This is a genomic window from Paenibacillus tuaregi (assembly GCF_900086655.1).
GTDB classification, from domain to species: domain Bacteria; phylum Bacillota; class Bacilli; order Paenibacillales; family Paenibacillaceae; genus Fontibacillus; species Fontibacillus tuaregi.
In genome coordinates, this window is the sequence record NZ_LT575476.1 from 3,148,484 (window position 1) to 3,169,982 (window position 21,499).

Here is a 21,499-nt window from a genome sequence, read left to right on the forward strand (position 1 = left end):
CCGAGGCTACTTATGGCCGCCGCTGTCTTTCATATCAGAATGCTGCTTGTTATCCCCTTCTTCAGCGGTGTGTTCCTTCATATGATCCATATTGTCCATAGCCTTGCTCTGCTTCCAATTGTGCTGATTAAGCTCTTCGGCTGTGAGGACTTTCCCTATCCCCTGTTCAGCGACAAAAGCCTCTGCTGAGGTTTTGTCCTTAAAGCTGAGTATCCCGTAGGCCATCGGCGTGCGGATCGAGGAGTCATATACAAAGTAGGCTTTACTGTACTCGATCCAGGCTTTGTCATTGTAATCGCGCACGAAATCCATACCGATGTTCCCGGTGCCGTTCTGCTCCTTCCATTTGTGCATACATCCGATATCATCAAATTTGTAAGTTTTCCCGTCTTTCGTAGTAAGTTGTGTGGCAAAAGCGTCATCCTTCACCTGCATATTGCAGATTGCGCAAATATCCACCTTCTCATCTATTGGGAGCGCCTCATACGTCTTCCCGCAAGCTGAAATACATATCATTCCGAGGAGCAGCAGCGGTAGAAATACCGCGCTCCATAATTTTTTATTCATGTCGTTTGACCCCCAACCTTATAATATAAATTGCTCCAAGCATCATAACGATTCCTGCTGCAAGAACAGCTCCCTGATAATTCATCGCACCCTCACGGACACTTCCAGAGTTGGGCTTCATCCCGGGCCCTTGATCGGTGAGCCAAGACTGTGTATCGCTCATATGTAAATCGCTGAGGAAGATCATCCCCGGCGACTGAAAAAATAACTGGTAAGCCGAGTTGCTTTCGATCAGCTGCTGATAGAACGGATTAATGGCATAAGGGACATCGCTTGTCCCGTCCTTGTCGGGATCAAGTCCCTTGAACGAATCCCAATAGTTGCCGTTCATTCTGTTGTTTTCGCTGCCAGATGCGACTGCATCCAGCACGTTCGCGATGAAGCTGTTGCCTTGGAACCGGTTATTCTTCGACTTATTCAACTGCAGTCCAAGGAAGTTGCGCTGAAGATAGTTTCTATCAATCTGATTATCCGTGGACAGATCAACATAGATCCCTACCCGGTTGCCCTCAGCCTGATTCCCGGTTACTACTGAACGGTGCACATCATATAATAAAATCCCCTGCGCATTCACATTGGAGCTTTGCAGCCGGAAGGTGTTGCCGATGACGCGTGAATCGTTAACCCCCATAATCATGGCGCCGGTATAATTGTACTCCCCCTGATTACCACGGATTAGGGCCCCGTCCGCATACATGCAGTGAATACCGTAACGGGACTGTGATACAACATTTCCGGTGATCTGTGTCATCTTGCTGTTCTCAATGTAAATCCCATCCCGTACCCGGGTAACTTGGTTCTCTTCAATCCGGTTCCTGTGCGAATTGTATAGATCAATCCCGTTTCCTTTGTTATCGCTTGGCGTATCGACGTTGCCTTTCCAGGTGATCTCATTTTGCCGGATTATCCCGTTGTCAGAGTCACGCAGCATAATCCCGTAGCCACGGGTGTTTATAGTAAGCCGCTCCAACCTCACATCATCGCCAACTACCTTAACTGCGGCGGATTCACCGGCTTCCAGCTGATCAATCCTTATTCCGTAGACCTCCACCCCCTCAGCCTGTATTTGTACTGCCGGAGAAGGGATTCGATTGACCAAAGTTACTTCTCCTTCACCGCGTAATTTCAGTTTCTTCTTGATCACTACCGGCCCTTCATAAACACCCTCAGGGAGAACGGCCTCCTCACCTGGTGCGGTTCCGTCAATGATCTTCTGCAGCGGGATCGGGCTGGATGATTGATCAGGAGCAGCAGATGCGTAATTGAAATGCACAGGGGCCACCACGCCAGCAGACAGTAGAAATACAAGCAGCAAGAAGCTGCGAACTCTGTTATCTTTGCAATCTCTGTTATCTCTGCTAACTTTGAAATATTTCACCGGCCAGCCGCACCCGATCATCCTCTTGTTCCGACGAAATCTAATCGTTATCAAGGAAGTTATTCCCCTTTACAAGACCTTGCTCAAGCGCATACCGGGTCAATTGGACTCTGTTTTGGACCTGCAGCTTCTGCAAAATGTTCTTAAGATGGTTCTTCACCGTATGTTCCGAAATATTCAATTCCTCGGCAATCTCCTTGTTCGTAAGACCTGCCGCTACACCGTTAAGTATTTCCTTCTCTCTCAGGGTAAGCTGCTCGCCGGCATCTCTGCGGGAGGACAGGGAGACATCCTTCAAAATTTGAAAGGCCAGCTCCCTGCTGAGCGGGACTTCCTCACTCACGATAGACTGAAGATATTGAATCCACGCAGAGGGAGCGAGATTTTTCAGCAGATATCCCTGGGCTCCTCTTTTGAGTGCTTCCAACAGATTTACCACATCATCGGACACTGTCATCATCACGATCTTTACATATGGAAATCGCAGCTTGATGCGCTGTGTGGCTTCCAGTCCGTCCAGTCCCGGCATCTGGATGTCCATCAGGATCAGATCCGGCATCATCATTTCGGTGAAATCAATCGCTTCCTGACCGCTGCTAACGACGCCGATCACCTCAAATCCATGGCAGCCTGATAAAATATCACAAACCGCCTCCTGAGCAAATATATGATCATCCACAACGAGCACTCGGGTGTGCACGAAGATCCCCCCTCTCAGTATGTCGATTGGAACTCCGGGTGCTGGCCTTTCTTACTCATCCGTATCCTTTTTCCGGTTCACCTTGAATGCAAACCATACGCCTGCACACAGGCCGACCATAACCACAAAGAAAATCGCTAAAAATATAGAGTCATACTCCGCCATTTGTTTCATATCCATAAGGCTGTTCTCCTCCTCTATTTTGCAGTGAAGCTGATTCGTCTCAGCCGGAGCGCATTCGTGATCACCGCAACCGAGCTAAGTGCCATGGCGGCACCCGCAACCCAGGGCATCAGCATCCCGCTCATCGCAATAGGTATGCCTATCCCGTTGTATACGAGTGACCAGGACATATTCTGCTTGATATTGTCCATCGTCCATCTGCTGATCAGGATCGCATCCGGTATGCGCTGCAGGCTGTCATGCATAATCACAATGTCCGCCGCTTCGATCGCAATATCCGTACCACTGTGAAGAGCGATCCCGAAATCCGCTTCAGCCAGGGCGGGAGCATCATTCACGCCATCTCCCACCATAGCCACTTTAGTTTTGGACTTCTTCCTCAGACTCTGGACCGCCCTAGCTTTCCCATCCGGCAGAACTCCGGCAATCACCTCAGTTATCCCCGCCTGCTTGGCAACAGCTAACGCCGTACGCTCATTGTCTCCTGTCAGCATGACAAGCCGTTTATTCATCTTCTTCAGCCGATCCACCACCGCCGCTGTTTCCTCTTTCAGCGGGTCGGCGATGACAAGCATAGCGATCAAATAAAGGCCAACAGCAGCCCATACCACGCTTTTGCCTTCAAGCTCATATTTCTCAGCATGACTCGTATATCTTAAAACCGGGATGCCACTCTGTTCCAGGTACGAAGCGGAACCGATGAGGACCCGCTGCCCATCCACGAACGCCTGTACTCCGCTGCCCGGTACGGACTGAAAGCCCGACACCTGGCCCAGTATGATCTTCCTTTCTTCAGCTGCGGCCACAATAGAACGCCCAAGCGGATGTTCGGAGTACTGCTCCACGCTTGCGGCATATTTCAACAGAAGCTCGGAATCAGGACGTTCTGTTCCTTTCACAACTTCATAATGAATAAGAGTGGGTTTCCCTTCAGTTAAGGTTCCTGTTTTGTCAAAAACAATCGTGCCGCATTTGTGCAGGGCCTCAAGATACTCCCCATGTTTAAACAAAATGCCATGCTCTGCCGACCTGCCCGAGCCGACCATAATGGAGGTGGGCGTTGCCAAGCCAAGAGCACAGGGACAGGCGATAACGAGTACCGAGATAGCCGTCTCCAAGGCACTTGCGAAGTCGCGGGGTGACAGCCAGACAAACCAGATGATAAAGGTCATCACCGCGATGAAGACCACAATTTGCACAAAATATTCAGAGATCGAGTCGGCTATCCGCTGTATTGGCGGCTTGGACAGCTGGGCATCCTCTACCAGCTTGACCATCTGGGAGAGCAGCGAGGTGTTTGAGGTTCGTGTAACGACTAGGGTCATCGCCCCATTCTGGTTCATCGTCCCTCCGATTAAAGAATCACCAGGTCTCTTGAATACCGGCATGCTCTCCCCTGTAAAGGCTGCCTCGTTCACATATCCCTCACCGTCCAGGATATCGCCATCCATTGGGATACACTGCCCGGGCTTAACCTGTATACGGTCTCCGACCATCACCTGATCAATCGGAACCTCAACAGCCCGTTCCCCTTCAATTCGGATCGCTGATCTGGCCTGCATCTGTTTTAACTTCTCAAGGCTTGAGCCAGTTTTTCCTTTGCTTAACCACTCCAGCCATTTGCCCAGCTTAACGAAAGTGATCAGAAGTGCGCTTGTCTCAAAATAAAGCATGATCTTCCCCTCTTGGGGAACCACGCTCCACTGGACAGCCAGATAAATGCTGTAGAAATAAGCGGCTGAAGTCCCCAGGGCGACCAGCACGTCCATATTGGGGGCATTGTTGCGGAGAGCATGCAGCGCTCCGGTATAGAAGGATTTTCCGACAAGGAACTGCACAGGAGTAGCCAGCGCAAGCTGAACCCACGGATTTAACAATATCTCGGGAACCCACAGGAAGGATAACCACTCGAAATGATCCCCCATGGCCCAGACCAGAGGGATGGAACAGAGGGCAGCCAGAATCAGCTCGTTTTTCTTCGCACGGGACTCCCTCTGGTCATTGTCTGCAGGCTCGGATGTATCTTTTATAGCGGCCTTATATCCTATAGAATCCACCTTCTGCAGGATGGCTTCGGCACTAATCTCATTCGGCTCATATACCACAAGTGCGCTCTCCGTGGCCAAGTTCACCTGGGCTGAGCAGACCCCCTGAAGCCGGCTTAACCCTTTCTCAACACGGCCCGAGCATGCCGCGCAGGTCATCCCCGTAATATTTATCACGATTTTGTCTTCCATCACGGCCTCCTTATTCGCAATCTTCACCTGTATTGCCACAAGACATGTAGGACTTCAGCCTGTTGTTATGCCAAGTTCCTCTTCAGTGTTGTCTGGTTCAGTACAGCAAGAAGGTCTGAATTTCCAAAGAGAACTCAGAGCCATCACAATTAAGATAAGCAGCACATCCATGAACAGGACTGTAAGCACTGGATGATCCTGAATGACCATCACACCAAGCATCGCTCCCATCATGCCCCCCATAATACCGGACAGCATGCCGTCGAGCACAGCCAACATGCTCAGCCTCCTGCCGGCTGCATAACCGGTTAACAGCCCGAATGCCACACCAACCCAAGTGGAAGCGAACATGGTCTCCAGCATAACCCCTGCCACAGTGCCTACCACTAGTCCGGCCATCATCGCAATTGCCATCGCCGCCATCATGCCGGACATCTGGGGCAGAGCATTTCCATATCTCCCGATTCTCGCAATAACAAACAAGGTGATCCCTAATGTAAAAAACACCGAGAAAATATAAATACCCGTGCTCACCTCGGCAGGATAGGCCTCCGCCTGATCTGGATGGCTCTTATAAGTCTCAAGCCGCCCATTGTCTGCACCCGCTGTCTCCGGGTTCATTTGACCCTGGGTGCTAAGAGTACTGGCGCCTGAACTTGTATCTGTGCTTGAACCATGATGGCTGTGATCATGAGCCGCTGAGGCAACCGTAGACGGTGCCGATACGCCCAGCAATATGAGGAGAATCATCCCCAACATCCATAATAGCTTCAGGTGGTTTTTAAGCATTACATTCCTCCTTGGGCATAAAATTCAGCGATCTCGCCATCAACAAATATTGGATACTGTCTATATCATTGATCATACTGGCCAGAGCTTTGGTTAAGAATGACTCGAAAGAGCTATTAACCCTCATTTCCTTTGAAGGTTTAGTGAACAACGGGATTCAGTTACTTCCCATCGCTGTTGGTTTCGGATTTTTTGCCCGTTCAGATTCGCAAGCATGCAGGGATCTATCAATAAAAACTGGTCAAACGGATAGTTTTTTTGTACAAAGTAAAATCTGCATCTTGTTTTTGTCCATTGAGTTATAGGACTAAATCTATTATTATCACCTCTAAATGATAATGATTATCATCGATAAATTATCCAGGAGGAAGAATTAAGGATTATATAGGCCACGAAGTGGAGATCCCTGTTTCACCTCAGCGTGTCATTTTTGTCGGGGAAACGTTCGGTGATCTGTTAGCTCTTAAAGTGGATGCTGTCGGGGGCGGTTTTATCAAAGGATTCATCTTTGAGGAACAATTGAAACATATAGAGCAAATGACATATCCCATTAACCTGGAGAAGACGCTTGAACTTAATCCGGATATTATACTAACCGCCAATACGGATGAGAAAGAGTACAGTCAACTGGCCAAGATTGCACCAACGGTAACGTTTAATACGTTTGCTCCATTAGAAGAGCGCATAACGCTGCTTGGAGATCTTCTCGGCAGACAACAGCAGGCCAAAGATTGGCTCGCCCAGTATAAGGCCAAAAATGACGCCATGTGGGAGCAGCTTCACAAGAGTGTGCTAAAAAATACGGCTCTTCTGGCCAAAGCATATAACTTAACATTTAAGCCCTTGGTAGGGAATTATAGCTGATCTGAAGCCTGGGTAAGCCACGATACCAGCTGAGCCGAGTCGATTGCAGAATCCTTGCGGAGCTTCAATGTCTTACTCTCTGGCAGGCCATCAAACATTTGGCAATCATTTCTTTGATTTCCGTAAATGGCCCGTCTGTTCACCTTGGCCTTCCCGCCAGACTCGGGATAAGAAATTCAGATTACACTTGAGCTTGGCTGCAGACCACCAGGAGCAAGCAGCACGCCTGCTTTGGCTAATGCCTCATTCTTGCTTTGCTAATTACAAAAAAATCCCCCTGCCCGGTCGCCGTAGAGAAGCCCTGTTCCGGGCTTCCCGGCTAATGCCGCCGAGAGGGGGAATGCACCTTACACCTGTACCTTACACCTGGGCCTTGTACTTTCCACCTTGTACCTTAACTTACTTCTGTTCCGCTGTCTCAAGCTCCCGGTTCTTCTCATCGAACCGGTTATTATGCGAGGACACATAGGCAACCTCTGGTGCCGCAGGGTCCATATACAGCTTGGCGCTATTGACCGCAAGAACCGCATCCGGGAAAGCCCCCGCAATCAGGTTGACTTTACTGTCATAAGCCGCAAAGTCACCAGCGGCAAATATACCCGGCAGGTTAGTGGCAAGCTTGCTGCTAGTGAACACATTCCAATCATTCATGTTCAATCCCCAGCCGGTAATTCCGCCAAAATCTGCTTTCAGCCCGTGATTGACAATAACAGCATCAACCTCCAGCCGCTCAGTCTCCTCACGGTCCACATGGCGGATGCTAACTTTCTCAATAGTTCTGCCATCACTGCTGTGCAGATTTGCTACCACATGACGGGTACGAACATCCACCGTGGACTCCTTCATGCGCACAATATTTTTCTCATGGCCGCCAAAGCGATCCTGACGGTGCACGACAGTGACCTGGGCCGCAATGGGTTCCAACTCGTTAGCCCAATCTACTGCGGAATTTCCACCTCCGGAGATCAGTACCTTTTTCCCGCGAAAAGCCTCAATCTCCTGAACCGTATAATGAAGATTAGTCACTTCAAAGCGTTCCGCCCCTTCAATCTCCAGCTTGGCCAACTTGAGAATACCACGTCCTACAGCAAGGATGACGGTACGCGTCCAGTGTTTTTCCCCAGACTCGGTGATAAGCAGGTAGGTCCCGTCCTCCTGCCTTTCCAGCCCGGTGATTTGTTGCCCGAACACCAAGGTCGGATCAAACACCATAGTCTGCTGCTCCAGCTGTCTGATCAATTGTTCACACTGGATTGGCGCAAAACCGCCGACATCCCAGATCATTTTCTCCGGGTAAATGCGCATACGCCCGCCCAGCTCATCCTTCGCTTCGATCAGCTTGGTCTTCATATCCCTCATTCCACTATAAAAGGCGGCATACATTCCTGCAGGTCCCCCGCCAATAATGGTCACATCGTATAATTCCAAAGAACTTGTCATCCCGTTCCCTCCTGGCTTGTAATGGACTGAAATCTTTATCCTATTTCTTGAATGATCGGTATCTTACAGCAACCGCAATGCGCGGTAGGCTGGTTATCTTGTTTTGGACAACAAATATAGGAAATAAGGGGTGCCGACTACCGCAACCACTATACCTGTAGGGACCTCAGTAGGCTGAAGAATAATTCGTGCGATGGTATCCGACACCACCACAAGCAATGAGCCTGCCAGTGCAGAGACAGGAATGAGAATCTGATGCTTCGTCCCGACAAGCCGTCTGGCCAAGTGCGGGCCGAGCAGACCAACGAATCCAATTCCACCGCTGACGGAGACACATGCTCCTGCCAGAGCCACAGCTGCACCAAGCAGTCTCAGTCTTTCCCTCTCTACAGGTGCCCCAAGACCGGCTGCGGTCATATCTCCCAGGTTCAACACATTCAATACACGCGACTTATAAATAACATACGGAATTAACAGCAGTATCCAAGGCAGCAGCGCAAGCACAAACTTCCAATTGCTGCCCCAGATACTGCCTGCCACCCAGGTGGCTACAAACTGGTATTTCTCAGGGTTAAGCCTTAAAGTAAGCACAATCGTCGCTGCGCTGGTTCCAGCCGCAACCGCAATCCCTGTCAGAAGCAAACTTGTTGGCAGCAATCCACGATGCCGTTTATAGGCAAGTCCATAAATTAGCGCTGCCGTCATTCCCGCTCCTAGAAGCGCAAGAACCGGCAGCAGAAATACCGGTGCAGAGGACGTGCTCGGATAGAACGAGATAAATAGCAGAACAGCAAGCCCCGCACCTGAATTAATGCCCAAGATCCCGGGATCAGCCAAAGCATTGCGTGAGACACCCTGCATAATACAACCGGATACGGCCAGACCGGCTCCAATCAACACAGAAATGACTATCCGCGGCAGACGAAAATCAAATAGAATCAGAGACTGTTTCTGGGTTCCCTGGCCTAGTAGGGTATACATCAATTCTAGGGGTGATAAACGAATATACCCGGTATTCATGCTAATGATAAATGCGGCAATGATAAGCATTCCTAGTGTAAGGACTACCTTAATATTCCTTCTTCCAGCCTGCCTTTCCTTTATAAGTCCAGAGGAACTCCCCATTACAGTTCCCTCCTTTCCTTACGCGCCAGGTAAAGGAAGAATGGAACACCCAAGAGGGCAATCACAGCTCCCAGTGGTGTTTCATAGGGCGGGTTGACCATCCTGGCCGCCAGATCGGCCATAATCACCAGCAAGCTGCCCAACACGGCGGAGCATGGGATAATCCAGCGGAAATCAACTCCTACCAAATAGCGGGTGATATGCGGAATAAGCAGTCCGACAAAACCCACAGCACCGACAACCGACACGGCTGCCCCGGCGAGGATCCATACGATAATCGTTCCGGCCAGCTTAACCAGCACAGTCCGCTGACCCAGCCCCCGTGAAATGTCCTCACCCAGACTTAACATGGTAATAGACCGGGACAGCATAACAGCGCCCGCGAGCGCAGCAGCGATCCAGGGAAACATAATTTCAAGTTGGTCCCATTTGGTTCCTGCCACACCTCCGGCATACCAGAACGCCAAGTCCTGTCCGATCCGGAAATACAGGGCAATGCCTTCACTTAACGCAGACATTAACGCGCTTAGCGCCGCGCCCGCCAATACCAGACGTACCGGGCTCAAACCGCCTCTGGACATGGAACCTATTCCATATACCAGGCCGGCGCCAATACCCGCTCCGAGAAACGAGAACAAGATCAAGTACATAAACGGCAGTCCAGGGAAAAAAGCAAAACAAACCGCCAGCATGAACCCTGAGCCTGCGTTAAGTCCGAGCAGCCCGGAATCCGCAAGCGGGTTGCGGGTCATGCCCTGCATGATAGCCCCCGCCACCGCAAAGCTGGCTCCTATCATCGCCCCACCCAGCACACGCGGCAGACGCAATTCCATAATGATCTGATGCTGGACCAGATCGGGATTATAATGAAAAACCGCATCCCATACAAAGCTGAACTTGATATCTGCCGCTCCGAATGAAACAGACAGCGCGATACTGAACACAAGGGCAGCCAATCCTCCAATCAGAATTAGAACTACCGCCCAAGGGCGTGTCCGCAGCTTGGCCCTACCTTTTGCCTCTTGCTTATATAGATAATCTGCCGTCCGAGCCATAGCCTCCACCTTTTATTACAATTGAGATCATTCTGTGATATTGATTCTCATTATCAATATTAAATTGATCATCCTCTACATGGCAATGGACAAAACCAAGCTCAATCTTTGTACTTTTCCCATATGGCTCTCCCCATTGAAGTTTACACTCTCATAAGAACGTGAAAAAAACACCCCACGGCAGACGCCATGCGGTGTATAAACAAGAAGATTCCTTATGTAAATATGAACGGTTAGTCATTCTCTAGGGCCTAATCTCCCTACTCCTTGTGAAATGGGCAGCGTAAGGCTGCACCAGCTTCTACAGAAGGTGCTCCGGAGTTCTTCTGGCTTGGGAAATCAGCAGCACCATTATCCTGCCCCGGGCGCATAGGGTGCTCTGGCTTCTCTGGCTGCTCCGCGTGATTCGCCGGCCCTATCAAATAAGGAGCTGTCTGATACTCCAGACTGGGTTTCACCTGCAAATCATTATAACTGTTATGCCAGATCTGAGTTGCGGCCGGGGACATCGGGGGGATCAGCCACGACCAACGGCCGGACACAGTCCTTCCGGCCTCTTCCTCCTGCTTCGCAAAACGGATGAACTGATCCGAAGCCGTATGATGATCCACAATACTGACTCCTTGTTGCTTGAAGGAATGCAGCACGGCCCGATTCAACTCAACAAGCGCCCGATCCTTCCACAGGGAAGTGTTCGTGGTCATATCCAGACCGAACACCTCGGCTACAGCCGGCAGCATGTTGTACCTATGAACATCGGCAAGATTCCTTGCACCGATCTCTGTCTCCATGTACCAGCCATTAAAAGGCGCAGCCGGGTAGGTTATGCCCCCAATCTCCAGCCTCATATCCGATATCATGGGCACGGCATACCAACGTAGTCCCAGATCTGCAAATGCCGCTACCTCGGGATGCACCAAAGGAACCTCCAAAATATATGACTCAGGAATAGGAAACCATTGGGGCTTCCGATCACCCAACTGAATCACTAGCGGCAGCACATCAAATGGTGTGCCTTCTCCCCGCCAGCCCAGCTTCAGGCATTCCTTCGTCAATGCGGTTGAAGCGGGATCTCCGATAACTCCATGCTCTGTCTCATATCCAGCGTAGCGGATTAGCTGATGATTCCAGATTCGGACCGGTGTCTTCCCCTCATGCAAAGGCGCAAACAGAGTCATCAAAGGCCGGAGCCGCCCATGATTAGTCGCCCATTCCATGTGCTGAAGCAGCGCTTCAGCTACCCCGGCTTCAGTAGATACGTCCCTTCTATCCAACACTTCAAGAGAAGGCCAGAATAACCGTCCAACACATTTGGCACTGTTGCGCCAAGCCATCTTAGCGCCATGGACCAATTCTTCATAGGTATGTGTGTATGAGCCATGCCTTTGTAAGTCCTGTTTTATTAAAGCAAGCCTGTTCTCCGTCTCCGGGGAGGATTTCCCCAGCTCTTGGTAACAAATTCGGATAAATTGTTCAGCTTCTTGCCACATCGTATTGTCCCTCGGTAGTAACATTGCTTTCCCTGCTTTCAACCAAATCTAGATAAAATCTGCTTCGGGCTGTTCATCCAACTCACAGTACATTCTTCCCTTATGTTCTGCTGTGATTTAATTCATAGCTCAATTAAGGCTTACCAAGCTTAGTTACCGGATTAAAGAAAGTATGCCATCTAGGGCGCTATTCATAAATGCCGGGTCAGGACTGGACTTCATTAGAACGGTCAAGCCAATAAACGAGATTAGCAAAGAGCGCGCTGTAGTAGAGATGTCCATAGCTGAATCGAGTTCACCCGATTGTATTCCCCTCTGCAGCGTCTCCTCAAAGATTGAAGCAAGCCGAAGCTGATGCTCAAGGGACATTTGTTCAAATCTGACATTATGCGGGGCAAGCTCTACGATCGTATTGATGCAAAAGCAGCCTCGTATGGCTTCATCTTCATCCCCCGTACGGATGGTCTCTTCGAACAAAGCCCGAAATGCTTCACGTACAAAGGCCCCCTTCTCAAGCACACCGCGGACTGTCTCCTCATGAGCCGTGGTATATCTGTTTAACGCTTTTTCATAGAGTCCTTGTTTATCGCCAAAAGCAAGATATAGACTCGGCCGTTGAATCCCCATGGCGGCCGTCAAATCGCTTAAAGAAGAAGCCTCGTATCCCTTCTCCCAAAAGAGCCTCATTGCCGCGTCCAAGGCTTGCTCCTCATCAAATTCACGCTTTCTCACCATTTCGAACCCTCTTTTCATATCGAACGGTATGTAATGAGTGTAGGCATCGCCGCTCTTCCTTGTCAATTGTCAATGAAGTGAACATTGGAATCCATCTTGAAAAGTCAGGATTGACAAATAACCTTCTGACAATTTATAGTTAGCTAAAATCAAATTGTACCGTTCGGTATAATATACTCATCGGCACAATATGTTGACTGGGAGGGAGAAGATTGCACACTCACAATCTAAACGAAAATCAAAAAGAAAGCGGAAGATCCGATCGATGCAACGACGATTTAAGATCTGGCATCCATGAAGATTTAAGAGATCAAGCCATCGCTTTATCCGCTCCGGCCGGGTATTTGTCTCCCCGGTTGGCGCTGCTGTTTGCCGTGGCCGCCGGGCTTGCCGTAGCCAATATATATTTCGCCCAGCCGCTGCTGGATGCGATGGCCCTGGAATTCGGTATGGAGCCTGCTTGGGTTGGTTCTGTGATTACAGTTACACAGCTCTGTTATGCAGCTGGACTCCTGCTTCTCGTTCCGCTGGGTGACCTGCTTAACCGTCATCGGCTCATCCCCCTGCAAATGCTAATCTCTGTGGTAGCCCTATTGATTGTCGGGTTTTCACGTAATGAGAGTATGCTGTTTGCCGGGATGGCTGTCATCGGCCTGCTTGCCGTGGTAACCCAAACTCTCGTTGCCTTTGCGGCAGATCTCGCAAAGCCGGCCGAACGGGGCAGGATCGTTGGAATGGTCACAAGTGGTGTTGTGATCGGCATCCTGCTGGCAAGAACCTTTGCGGGAACCTTGACTGACCTGGCCGGCTGGAGATCTGTCTATCTTGCCTCAGCCTGTCTAACTTTGATTTTAGCTGGTGTACTAAGCTTACTGCTTCCTAAGCCAACCGCCACAGCCAAGAGAATCTCTTATCTCCAACTGCTTCGCTCTGTGCTTCAGCTCTTCTTGGAAGAGCCGATTCTACGAATCCGGGCCGTGCTCGCTCTGCTGATCTTTGCCGCTTTCAGCATCTTATGGACTTCACTCGTCCTCCCTTTAAGCAGCCCTCCGCTCTCTCTATCCCATAGTGGCATTGGAGCATTTGGGCTGGCAGGGGCCGCTGGAGCACTTGGCGCTTCTAGAGCAGGACGGCTGGCGGACCGGGGATTGGGGCAGCGCACTACCGGCCTCGCCTTGGCCCTGCTGCTGGTTTCCTGGTTCCCCATCAGCCTCGTGCACCAATCTTTGTTTGTGCTGGTCCTAGGAATAATCCTGCTCGATTTCGCTGTACAGGCGGTACATGTTACGAATCAAACCTTGATTCTGGCCACACGGCCGGAAGCCCGGAGCAGGCTTACAGCTGGGTATATGATCTTCTACTCCCTCGGCAGTGCAGCTGGGTCCATCTCATCTACCCATATATATGCCAGCAACGGGTGGTATGGAGTATGTGGGCTGGGAGCCATGGTCAGCCTGCTTGCCCTCTTGTTCTGGGCGCTAACGCGCAAGAGATGACTCATATATATCAGATGTCTAATACTATGAAGCCACTATATCATCATCTTTGCGGTGAATGAACAACAAAAGGCTGGCACATTTCGTGCCAGCCTTTAGGGTAAGGATTTAACGGGTACATGTTATGGAGCGCTTGGACCTACCTCTTTGGTGGTTAACGGATGGTTCACAAAAGAGGAGGCGTTCGAATATTCATCAGCACCCGCATCGTTCTTATTTCTCAATTCACCGTCCACGTCTTCTTTTACAAATACATAACTGCCTTTGGCATAATCAACAGCTGGGCTGGATGAACTTATCTTCTGAAGCCCGTTTATCGTCATGAACTGGGGATTCGTATTCCAGATTTCATCTTTCTTTCGATCCTTGTTGGTCAGTTTCCCCCCATAACCGATGTTTCCTTCAAACCGGGTATTTGTTGTAGCTGCCTCGTTAAACAAGACACTGCCTGATTTCATTACAATATTATTAGCCACTATGCTATCCTGAGGATCATACTCCTTACCTGATCCAATTGTAATCCCGGAAGCACTGTTAACAATCGTGTTGTTAACTACCATTGCCCGGTAAACTTTCCATTGGGCTTTCAGATCATCCTTACTTGGATTTGCCGGATTACCCTTGGAGCCCCCATCAAAATCACCGCTGTCGAGGATAATAGAGTAGTCGGTCAACTTCTCCATATAGTTGTTATAAATCTTATGATCATTACCGTATACCCGAATCCCCGCTTGTTCCGGTTCCTTGCCATCCCCTAGGAAGAAGTTCCCGTAGAAGCTGTTATTATGCCCATGTCTAGAGGTCAAGCCACCCTTTGATGTCTTAAACGTATTATACCGGACCGTGTTGCTGCTGCTCTTGACGGAGACCATCTCCGGCTCGCCGTCCGCATTCTCAAACAAATTGTATTGAATTACGTTGTATCCGTGAGACAGTGAGATTTTGGATAAGCCGAGACGAATCGTTTCTTTTCCGTTTGAGACCCATGGCCCGATATCATGGAAGTAGTTATATTCAATCACATCGTGCTGTGAAATGTTCCCTTTCCCATCCCCTTCATACCCGATCAGAGGATTCTTGTCTGACTTGTGCCCGAAATCATTATGGTCAATACGGTTATGATGACTGTTCAACCCGCTTACCTGCAGCCATGTGCTTGCGGAACCGGTTGCTGCCAAGGCAAACTGATTACGGGTGATTCGAATGTGGTTTGATCCGTTCAGCAGCACTCCCTTAGAAGCAGAATTCGTAAACTTTAATCCTTCAATCGTGACATATGAAGAGTCCCTAATCTCAAATGATGTTTTACCTGTAATAACTGCCTTTCCTAGATTCGCCGCCTTAATTAACACCGGCTGGTGCTCGGTTCCTTTAACATTAATAAGCTCAAATTCCTTAGCCGTATAACTCCCGTTAGCCAGCACAATGGTCTGACCAGGCTTGGCACTCTTTAAAGCAGAAAGCAGCTCTTGAGAATTGGATACCTGTACTAGACCATTATTTGCGTCCTTCCAAGGGATAGATTCCTCCTTATTCCTAAGTTCTAATGGAGCCACTGATTCGGCGGCATAGCCGTGAATGGGTAGCAGCATGATAACCATCCCTAGACAAACCACTTTTGAAATAAACCGCTGACGAACATTCATAATCGCACATCCTTTATGTAAGTGATCGAACTAGTTTTTCCCATCACATTAGACTATCCAAAGTCAGAAAAGGTTACGCTTTGATGAAAATATTTCCACCTATATAAAATGAACTTTAGAATTTCCCGTTCTCAGCTTCGATCCCGAGTGATTCTGAAGAAGCGGAGCGTCCGCCTTTGTCACCGAAATGCCCCTACTTGGATTCTAGTTCAAGCATTTCGGAGACAACAGGGGTCGTAAGAACACTCGGCATCGCAGCGCCCCTAAAGGATGACTTTCATCAGTTCATTTTATATAACAAAATTTTTAAGGTAACTCAGCAGAATTGGAACACCCTGCCTTCATTTTAATTAGATTTCATTTAAATAAAAAAGGATACAAGCGCCTTCTACCAAGAGTAAGCACTTATATCCAAGTAAATGTTGGCTTTTAACTATGCGCCCAGGTTCACATCATAGCTGGATGAACCAGTCTGCCCCTTCTGCTTGTTCTGACGATTCTCAATCATGCTCTGAACTGCATAAGCTAGCGGAATCATCATTAGAAGCATGGTCGGGTAGAAATAACGCTCCATCGTAATAAAAGGCAGGTAGATAATAATGAAATAAGCTGTAACCGCAAATAAGCTTATAAACCTTTGAGCGCTCAGCTTAAGCATCCTCCACAGCCCAACAATAGCTAGAGCCAAATAGCCTAAGTGCTGCAAGCCGGTCAGCCAGAAAGGGACTCCCATCACGGGCGCCCAGTAGAACGGGAGAATGACGAGCCGGATCAGCTTCCCGAACAACAGCCAGGCCCCATAAATAAACGGATGATGTGTCAGCTGATATCTAAATATCATCCAGGCCAATTCCTTCTGCTGCTGCTCACTGCCGTGACGGTACGTATCATAGATCTGAGGATGGTCCCGGATAAAATCCGCTGGCTCATTACCGTTGATCAGCATACCGAGCAGCAGAGGATTCGCTGACGAGTTCGTTAGCGGAATAAACTGATGAAAGACCTGGTAATTTCTGATCCACCATGGAGCCAGAAAGACTCCAATCGTCAAAGATAGAACTACCGTATGCTTGAGCATCGTCTTGAATTTGTACTTCTTCAGCAGCCAGACTGCTCCTATAGCCAGCGGAAGCAGGGCTGCGGTCGGTCTGAAATAAATGGCTGCGGCAATAGATAATCCCAGCAGGATATAATCACAGACTCTCCCCTTGTCTAAGGCCACAATGAAACAGTACAGAATCAATACGGAAGTCAGCGTGAAGGCCGTTTCCGTCAGCACCAAATTCCCCGCATAATACAAGGGCACATAAGCAGCAGCCGCTACGGCAGCAATTCTAGCGGCCTGCCTATTAAACAGTTTCAATGAACAGCTGTATAACACGGCCACGGTCGCAACCGTCATGAGGGCTTGAAGAACCCGGAAAGCATAAATGCCCGCTTCGCCCGTGCCAAAGATGCTCATTACCCCGGCAAGAAGCAACGGCAGCCCAGGCATAATAAATGCGGAAGGAGTCGTTACCGGATTATAATAAATCAAATGTCCGGTCTCCAGCAGATACCGGCCGCTTCGAATATAACGCACATCATCATTATCCAGCTTATTTAAGCTTCCTAACAGCAGTGTATTACCATGGATAATCATAACCAGCAGACTTAACACAAACACAATCAAGCAGGTCCACATCAGGAACCTATCCCGCTTATTCCCCATTGTCTCTCTCTTTCGTTACTGATCTAACTCCGTAATGGTAAGTTCAGATCATCTTATTATATCCATTAACTATATTAGCTTTTTTCGCAGCAAAAAGACACTGTATAAGTTGAACTTCTCAATTCGATTTATAAGGTAGTATTCCGGTCATAAAGGCGAACGCTTCGCTTCTTCTGAATCAGACAAGACGCTTATCGCTGCTCGGATTCAACTTCGATCTGGCTACTTCAGCAGCTTCAGTTCATGCAGCCGGTCAAAAATGATCTGGCTCACCGGAGACACCTTATCGCGATCCTTATATCCAAGCCAATTAAGCTCCTCGATTTCCGAAGCTGCACTAACATTACCCTCAAAATCCGCTTGATAGCAGGCCATCTTCACCCGGATACCCTCTGATTTGCCGTGAGCGTCCGCCTCAAATGTGCCAAAGTGTGAGATCGTATCCGGTTTGATCCGGACCGAAAGCTCCTCTCTAATTTCCCGGATTAAGGTGTCGGCATCCGACTCTCCCGGGTCTCTTTTTCCTCCTGGAATGTAATAGGTGTCTTTGCCTTTGGAGCGGGCCCCCAGGATCTGACCATCTACAAGATGCAGCCATGCAATTTTATCAATTGTTGTAGTCATTCTTTGCCCTCCTTGTAATATATGTTGAACTATTGACTTACACGTAAGGAAAACGTGCGAAATGTTCTTTAGAGTTGCTGTTGCTCCCAGAATTCTTGAATCATATTTATTAAGGACATATGTCCTAAGTAGGCCGCTTACAGGGACACATTAAAAAATCCGCTTTACGCGGACTTTTAACACCATTTGACCAACATCTCTATTCACGAGTTAGAAACCCTAGCTGTAATCTTCAATTAGAACCAGTTTACCATCCAACAATTCAAATTTGGACCTGCCCTTTAACTGGATTTGGTCACCAGCCTTTAAACCATTAGGCAGGTCTACTGCTAATTTCCCCTTATAGTCGATCTCAACCTCTGCCCCGCTCTCCGACTCCAGATAGCTTGTTACCGTCTGACACCGGCTTGAGAATACACCCGCAGACTGTTCAGCAAGTTGTCTGAACTCCTGAATTCCCTTGGTTTCCGTGTCCATCTCACCGCCAGCAATGTTCCTAAATACACAATCTTCACTCATCAAGCCAATCATTCCTTCCACATCAAAGGAATTGTAGGCGCTTATGTACTGCTCAATGACTTCCCGATTCGTAGGTTTGTTCATTTCCGTCAGACTCCTCGCTATTCTAAATTTAGTATGTAACAGACTTTCAAAAAATGAGAGATCGATACCCGTCATCTTCGCTGAATCGGTTTTTGCAGAGCGTACAGTTCGTCATCTACTTGACTGTTCTTCTCGAAGATCATCTTTCTGACATTTTCAATTGCCTTATTATAAACAGCAGGCCCCAGCTCCCCGATCATAAAATCAATGAGCTGTTCGGCTGCTAATTCCCCAATGCTCTCCCCACGTTCTTCTTCAAAATAGGTTTGAACACTCCGAATAATGACATCCTTGTCTTCCTTAGGCAGTTTAATCTGCAGCATTTGGCTCCTCCAATGTTATTCATGTGATATGACTATAGGACTGATCTATAATCTTTGTACCGCTCTAATGTGCCCTTCTATAATAAGGATACCACCCTCTTTTAGAAGATGCCATAACTCTTCACGGTTGGATTCCAAACAAGTATCAAGACAGGCCAATATAAAAAATAAGCTTCCCCCGGCCAACAAGCAGGAAGAAGCTTATTTAAACAACGTAATCTTGTACCTATTAATAGTTAGAGTCTACCCCGTTACTATACTTGAGACTCCTTCCGGCTGGCTGGACAGAAATGAAATCACTGCAGCTTCGGCCTCATCAAGGTTATTCACTTTAAAAACTACTTTCTCCTCCCCATCATACTGCTGGGAAGTGTAGTCGTATTTCGGGTCATAGTAATGCTCCAGCATTAGCCTAACGGCTTCCCTGAACCTATCCGCTTGCAGGCAGCGATCAATCTCGGCGGCGATAGGAACATGAATCCGGGACTTGATTCGCCGGAAGGCAGCAATATACTGCTCCTTGTACTGCTCTGGCTGGTAGTCCTCCAGAATAATGTCCACTCTGGCTTCGAGGGGCATTTCAATCCACAGCTGGGTGCCGTTTTCTTTCTGCTCGGCCAGGAATCCAGGCATGACTACCTTACCGATCCGCTTGCTCTCGGCTTCATACAGAACGTACGGAGCGTCCTCTAGTCTCTTCAGTTCTTCAAGAAGCAGGCTGTCAAAGGTCTTCTGATTGTTGGCCTTAAGCCCAATATGACCAAAGATAGAACCGCGGTGACCTGCCATGCCTTCCAGATCAAGCACAGGATAACCTTTGCTCTTAAGACGGTGCAGCAGGTTAGTTTTCCCAGTTCCTGTATTCCCATGGATAACCAAAGACTTGGGTTTAAACGTAAAGTTCTCCAGCTCTTCAAGCACCCATTTACGGTAGGCCTTGTAACCGCCAACCAGCCTGTAGGCGTGAATGTCCATCAAGGACAGCACGGTCGCAGTGGTCCTGCTTCTCATGCCGCCTCTCCAGCAGAACACCGCTTTATCCCCTTCAATCGCTCCGAACTCACGGATAAAAGCCGGCAGCTTGGCAGAGACGATCTCAAGCCCCTTATCCTTGGCTGCCTGAACACTGGTCTGCTTGTACAGCGTGCCGACCTCCGCCCGTTCTTCATCATTAAACAAGGGAATATTCAGACTGCCAGGGAGCGTGGAATCCTCATATTCAGAAGGAGAACGAACATCGATCACCGTCAGCTTCTTCTTCTGCTTCAGCTCTCTTAACTCTTCTAACGTAATATCTTGAAACAACGCTAATCCCACCTCTTGTTGTTAACTGCCTGTTCCACCCAACATCCGAGCCCTAGCTTACAGACTTTCGGCCGTTACCTTGATCTGTCCCGGATGCTCCCCCGTGACCTCGCCAATCACAGCGGCTTCCACCCCTGCCCCACGCAGTTCATCCAGCAGTTGACTGCTCTGATGCGGAGCAACAGAAATCAGAAGCCCGCCTGAGGTTACCGCATCACAAAGAATATACCGGTCAATCTGATCCAACTGCTCAGGGAACAGGATGCTTCCTTCCAAATGGGCAAAATTATTCTTCGTTCCGCCAGGAATGAAGCCACTCTCGGCCAGCTCCCGTACTCTTGGCAGCACGGGAACGTCATTCTTGCGAATAACCAGACCTAGCCCGCTGCCTTTAGCCATCTCGGAAGCATGTCCGAGCAGGCCGAAGCCCGTCACATCCGTGCAGGCATGAACCTCATAAGGCTCCATGATCTCGGCAGCGGTCTTATTCAAGGTTGACATGACTGATACCACACGGGCTGTTTCTTCTTCGGTCAGCTGGTCCTTCTTAATGGAAGTTGTCAGGATGCCGACGCCAATCGGTTTGGTAAGAATCAAATGATCGCCCGCCTGGGCGGCCGCATTGGTTCGAACCTTATCCGGATGAACCGTTCCAGTTACCGATAAGCCGAATTTAGGCTCCTTGTCATCAATGGAGTGGCCGCCGACAAGCGTGGCGCCTGCTTCCTTCACCTTATCGCCTGCGCCGCGCAGAATATCCGCCAGGATGCTTTTGTCCAGCACGGAAATAGGGAAGGCTACAATATTAAGAACAGTCAATGGTTTCCCGCCCATGGCATAAATATCACTGAGCGCATTGGCCGCTGCGATCTGTCCGAACGAATAAGGGTCGTCCACAATCGGTGTGAAAAAGTCCAGTGTCTGAACGAGGGCAATGTCATCCGTAAGACGGTATACTCCGGCATCATCACTCGTGTCCGTTCCGACCAGGAGGTTGGGATCATGTACCGCAGGTGGCAATGTGCGCAGAACCTGCATTAAATCGGCCGGACCGATTTTGCAGCCGCATCCCCCTTTGGAGGAGAGTGAAGTCAATTTTATATTTCCAGCTTGAGACATGTTGACTCAGCTCCTTAAAGTTAGAATAGGTCATCATCCTACATCATAACGCAGACTCACGAATCATGCAGTACGATTAATTTTACACCAATTCAACAATTGGCACAAA

Annotated in this window: 20 protein-coding genes; 2 read left to right on the forward strand and 18 right to left on the reverse strand. The window is 49.0% G+C overall.

What is annotated here, in order from left to right; all coding sequences use genetic code 11:
* Nucleotides 1-6: 6 nt before the first annotated feature.
* Genes BN6628_RS14110 through BN6628_RS14130 form a run of 6 tightly spaced genes read right to left on the reverse strand, consistent with a single transcriptional unit; the run spans nt 7 to nt 5,854 of the window.
* Nucleotides 7-567 (reverse strand): nitrous oxide reductase accessory protein NosL, encoded by a 561-nt coding sequence (locus BN6628_RS14110; protein ID WP_068618459.1) that lies wholly within the window; start codon nt 565-567, stop codon nt 7-9.
* Complete coding sequence (locus BN6628_RS14115) at nt 560-1,999, reverse strand: right-handed parallel beta-helix repeat-containing protein (protein WP_148449280.1); 1,440 nt, start codon at nt 1,997-1,999, stop codon at nt 560-562. The genes BN6628_RS14110 and BN6628_RS14115 overlap by 8 nt, the downstream gene beginning before the upstream one ends.
* Nucleotides 1,986-2,645 carry a response regulator gene (locus BN6628_RS14120; RefSeq protein ID WP_089153554.1) on the reverse strand — a complete coding sequence of 220 codons (660 nt, stop codon included), beginning with the start codon at nt 2,643-2,645 and terminating at the stop codon, nt 1,986-1,988. Before BN6628_RS14120 ends, BN6628_RS14115 begins: the two co-directional genes overlap by 14 nt.
* A 51-nt stretch (nt 2,646-2,696) precedes the next feature.
* A complete protein-coding gene (locus BN6628_RS26850) occupies nt 2,697-2,825 on the reverse strand; it encodes a hypothetical protein (protein WP_262363156.1) in 129 nt (42 codons plus the stop codon).
* A gap of 17 nt (nt 2,826-2,842) precedes the next feature.
* Entirely contained in the window at nt 2,843-5,065 is a 2,223-nt protein-coding gene (locus tag BN6628_RS14125; protein ID WP_068618463.1) for a heavy metal translocating P-type ATPase, read from the reverse strand.
* Between the two features lie 54 nt (nt 5,066-5,119).
* Nucleotides 5,120-5,854, reverse strand: a complete 735-nt coding sequence (locus BN6628_RS14130) for a hypothetical protein (protein ID WP_068618466.1) — start codon at nt 5,852-5,854, stop codon at nt 5,120-5,122.
* A 396-nt stretch (nt 5,855-6,250) separates the two neighbouring features.
* Between BN6628_RS14130 and BN6628_RS14140 the strand changes: the two genes are divergently transcribed.
* Nucleotides 6,251-6,718 carry an ABC transporter substrate-binding protein gene (locus BN6628_RS14140; RefSeq protein ID WP_068618469.1) on the forward strand — a complete coding sequence of 156 codons (468 nt, stop codon included), beginning with the start codon at nt 6,251-6,253 and terminating at the stop codon, nt 6,716-6,718.
* Between the two features lie 399 nt (nt 6,719-7,117).
* On the opposite strand, the gene BN6628_RS14145 is transcribed toward BN6628_RS14140, so the two are convergent.
* The 5 genes from BN6628_RS14145 to BN6628_RS14165 all read right to left on the reverse strand — a co-directional run bounded on the left by BN6628_RS14145 (nt 7,118) and on the right by BN6628_RS14165 (nt 12,563).
* Nucleotides 7,118-8,158 (reverse strand): NAD(P)/FAD-dependent oxidoreductase, encoded by a 1,041-nt coding sequence (locus BN6628_RS14145; RefSeq protein ID WP_068618471.1) that lies wholly within the window; start codon nt 8,156-8,158, stop codon nt 7,118-7,120.
* A 93-nt stretch (nt 8,159-8,251) separates the two neighbouring features.
* The gene (locus BN6628_RS14150) at nt 8,252-9,283 is read right to left on the reverse strand and encodes a FecCD family ABC transporter permease (RefSeq protein ID WP_068618473.1); all 1,032 of its coding nucleotides are present in this window, start codon (nt 9,281-9,283) and stop codon (nt 8,252-8,254) included.
* Nucleotides 9,283-10,338: a FecCD family ABC transporter permease gene (locus BN6628_RS14155; protein ID WP_068618475.1), complete on the reverse strand. Its 1,056-nt coding sequence runs from the start codon at nt 10,336-10,338 to the stop codon at nt 9,283-9,285. The genes BN6628_RS14150 and BN6628_RS14155 overlap by 1 nt, the downstream gene beginning before the upstream one ends.
* Nucleotides 10,339-10,598: 260 nt before the next feature.
* Nucleotides 10,599-11,852, reverse strand: a complete 1,254-nt coding sequence (locus BN6628_RS14160; RefSeq protein ID WP_082926914.1) for a nitric oxide synthase oxygenase — start codon at nt 11,850-11,852, stop codon at nt 10,599-10,601.
* Nucleotides 11,853-11,981: 129 nt separating this feature from the next.
* Nucleotides 11,982-12,563: a TetR/AcrR family transcriptional regulator gene (locus tag BN6628_RS14165; protein ID WP_068618479.1), complete on the reverse strand. Its 582-nt coding sequence runs from the start codon at nt 12,561-12,563 to the stop codon at nt 11,982-11,984.
* Nucleotides 12,564-12,880: 317 nt separating this feature from the next.
* Here BN6628_RS14165 and BN6628_RS14170 point away from each other — a divergent pair, with 317 nt between their 5' ends.
* Nucleotides 12,881-14,059, forward strand: a complete 1,179-nt coding sequence (locus BN6628_RS14170) for an MFS transporter (protein WP_235847735.1) — start codon at nt 12,881-12,883, stop codon at nt 14,057-14,059.
* 122 nt (nt 14,060-14,181) lie between these two features.
* On the opposite strand, the gene BN6628_RS14175 is transcribed toward BN6628_RS14170, so the two are convergent.
* The 7 genes from BN6628_RS14175 to selD all read right to left on the reverse strand — a co-directional run bounded on the left by BN6628_RS14175 (nt 14,182) and on the right by selD (nt 21,390).
* The gene (locus tag BN6628_RS14175; protein WP_068618480.1) at nt 14,182-15,705 is read right to left on the reverse strand and encodes a polysaccharide lyase 6 family protein; all 1,524 of its coding nucleotides are present in this window, start codon (nt 15,703-15,705) and stop codon (nt 14,182-14,184) included.
* 433 nt (nt 15,706-16,138) lie between these two features.
* Nucleotides 16,139-17,416, reverse strand: coding sequence for an ArnT family glycosyltransferase (locus BN6628_RS14180; protein ID WP_068618482.1), 1,278 nt, complete (start codon nt 17,414-17,416; stop codon nt 16,139-16,141).
* A gap of 222 nt (nt 17,417-17,638) precedes the next feature.
* Entirely contained in the window at nt 17,639-18,040 is a 402-nt protein-coding gene (locus tag BN6628_RS14185) for an NUDIX hydrolase (protein ID WP_068618484.1), read from the reverse strand.
* Between the two features lie 219 nt (nt 18,041-18,259).
* On the reverse strand, nt 18,260-18,643 hold the full coding sequence (locus BN6628_RS14190) for a nuclear transport factor 2 family protein (protein ID WP_068618486.1): 384 nt from the start codon (nt 18,641-18,643) through the stop codon (nt 18,260-18,262).
* 71 nt (nt 18,644-18,714) lie between these two features.
* Nucleotides 18,715-18,966: a DUF2164 domain-containing protein gene (locus BN6628_RS14195; protein WP_068618488.1), complete on the reverse strand. Its 252-nt coding sequence runs from the start codon at nt 18,964-18,966 to the stop codon at nt 18,715-18,717.
* 243 nt (nt 18,967-19,209) lie between these two features.
* Nucleotides 19,210-20,271: a tRNA 2-selenouridine(34) synthase MnmH gene (gene mnmH / locus BN6628_RS14200; RefSeq protein WP_068618489.1), complete on the reverse strand. Its 1,062-nt coding sequence runs from the start codon at nt 20,269-20,271 to the stop codon at nt 19,210-19,212.
* A 57-nt stretch (nt 20,272-20,328) separates the two neighbouring features.
* On the reverse strand, nt 20,329-21,390 hold the full coding sequence (gene selD, locus BN6628_RS14205) for a selenide, water dikinase SelD (RefSeq protein ID WP_068618491.1): 1,062 nt from the start codon (nt 21,388-21,390) through the stop codon (nt 20,329-20,331).
* Nucleotides 21,391-21,499: the final 109 nt, after the last annotated feature.

Excerpts from the sequence above, each read along its gene's own strand:
- BN6628_RS14185 (WP_068618484.1), bottom strand. The coding sequence starts at position 18,040 with ATGACTACAACAATTGATAAAATTGCATGGCTGCATCTTGTAGATGGT.
- BN6628_RS14125 (WP_068618463.1), bottom strand. The coding sequence starts at position 5,065 with ATGGAAGACAAAATCGTGATAAATATTACGGGGATGACCTGCGCGGCA.
- BN6628_RS14195 (WP_068618488.1), bottom strand. The coding sequence starts at position 18,966 with ATGCTGCAGATTAAACTGCCTAAGGAAGACAAGGATGTCATTATTCGG.
- BN6628_RS14145 (WP_068618471.1), bottom strand. The coding sequence starts at position 8,158 with ATGACAAGTTCTTTGGAATTATACGATGTGACCATTATTGGCGGGGGA.
- BN6628_RS14165 (WP_068618479.1), bottom strand. The coding sequence starts at position 12,563 with ATGGTGAGAAAGCGTGAATTTGATGAGGAGCAAGCCTTGGACGCGGCA.
- BN6628_RS14110 (WP_068618459.1), bottom strand. The coding sequence starts at position 567 with ATGAATAAAAAATTATGGAGCGCGGTATTTCTACCGCTGCTGCTCCTC.
- BN6628_RS14130 (WP_068618466.1), bottom strand. The coding sequence starts at position 5,854 with ATGCTTAAAAACCACCTGAAGCTATTATGGATGTTGGGGATGATTCTC.
- BN6628_RS14150 (WP_068618473.1), bottom strand. The coding sequence starts at position 9,283 with ATGGGGAGTTCCTCTGGACTTATAAAGGAAAGGCAGGCTGGAAGAAGG.
- BN6628_RS14190 (WP_068618486.1), bottom strand. The coding sequence starts at position 18,643 with ATGAACAAACCTACGAATCGGGAAGTCATTGAGCAGTACATAAGCGCC.
- BN6628_RS14155 (WP_068618475.1), bottom strand. The coding sequence starts at position 10,338 with ATGGCTCGGACGGCAGATTATCTATATAAGCAAGAGGCAAAAGGTAGG.
- BN6628_RS14180 (WP_068618482.1), bottom strand. The coding sequence starts at position 17,416 with ATGGGGAATAAGCGGGATAGGTTCCTGATGTGGACCTGCTTGATTGTG.
- BN6628_RS14175 (WP_068618480.1), bottom strand. The coding sequence starts at position 15,705 with ATGAATGTTCGTCAGCGGTTTATTTCAAAAGTGGTTTGTCTAGGGATG.
- BN6628_RS26850 (WP_262363156.1), bottom strand. The coding sequence starts at position 2,825 with ATGGATATGAAACAAATGGCGGAGTATGACTCTATATTTTTAGCGATT.
- selD (WP_068618491.1), bottom strand. The coding sequence starts at position 21,390 with ATGTCTCAAGCTGGAAATATAAAATTGACTTCACTCTCCTCCAAAGGG.
- BN6628_RS14160 (WP_082926914.1), bottom strand. The coding sequence starts at position 11,852 with ATGTTACTACCGAGGGACAATACGATGTGGCAAGAAGCTGAACAATTT.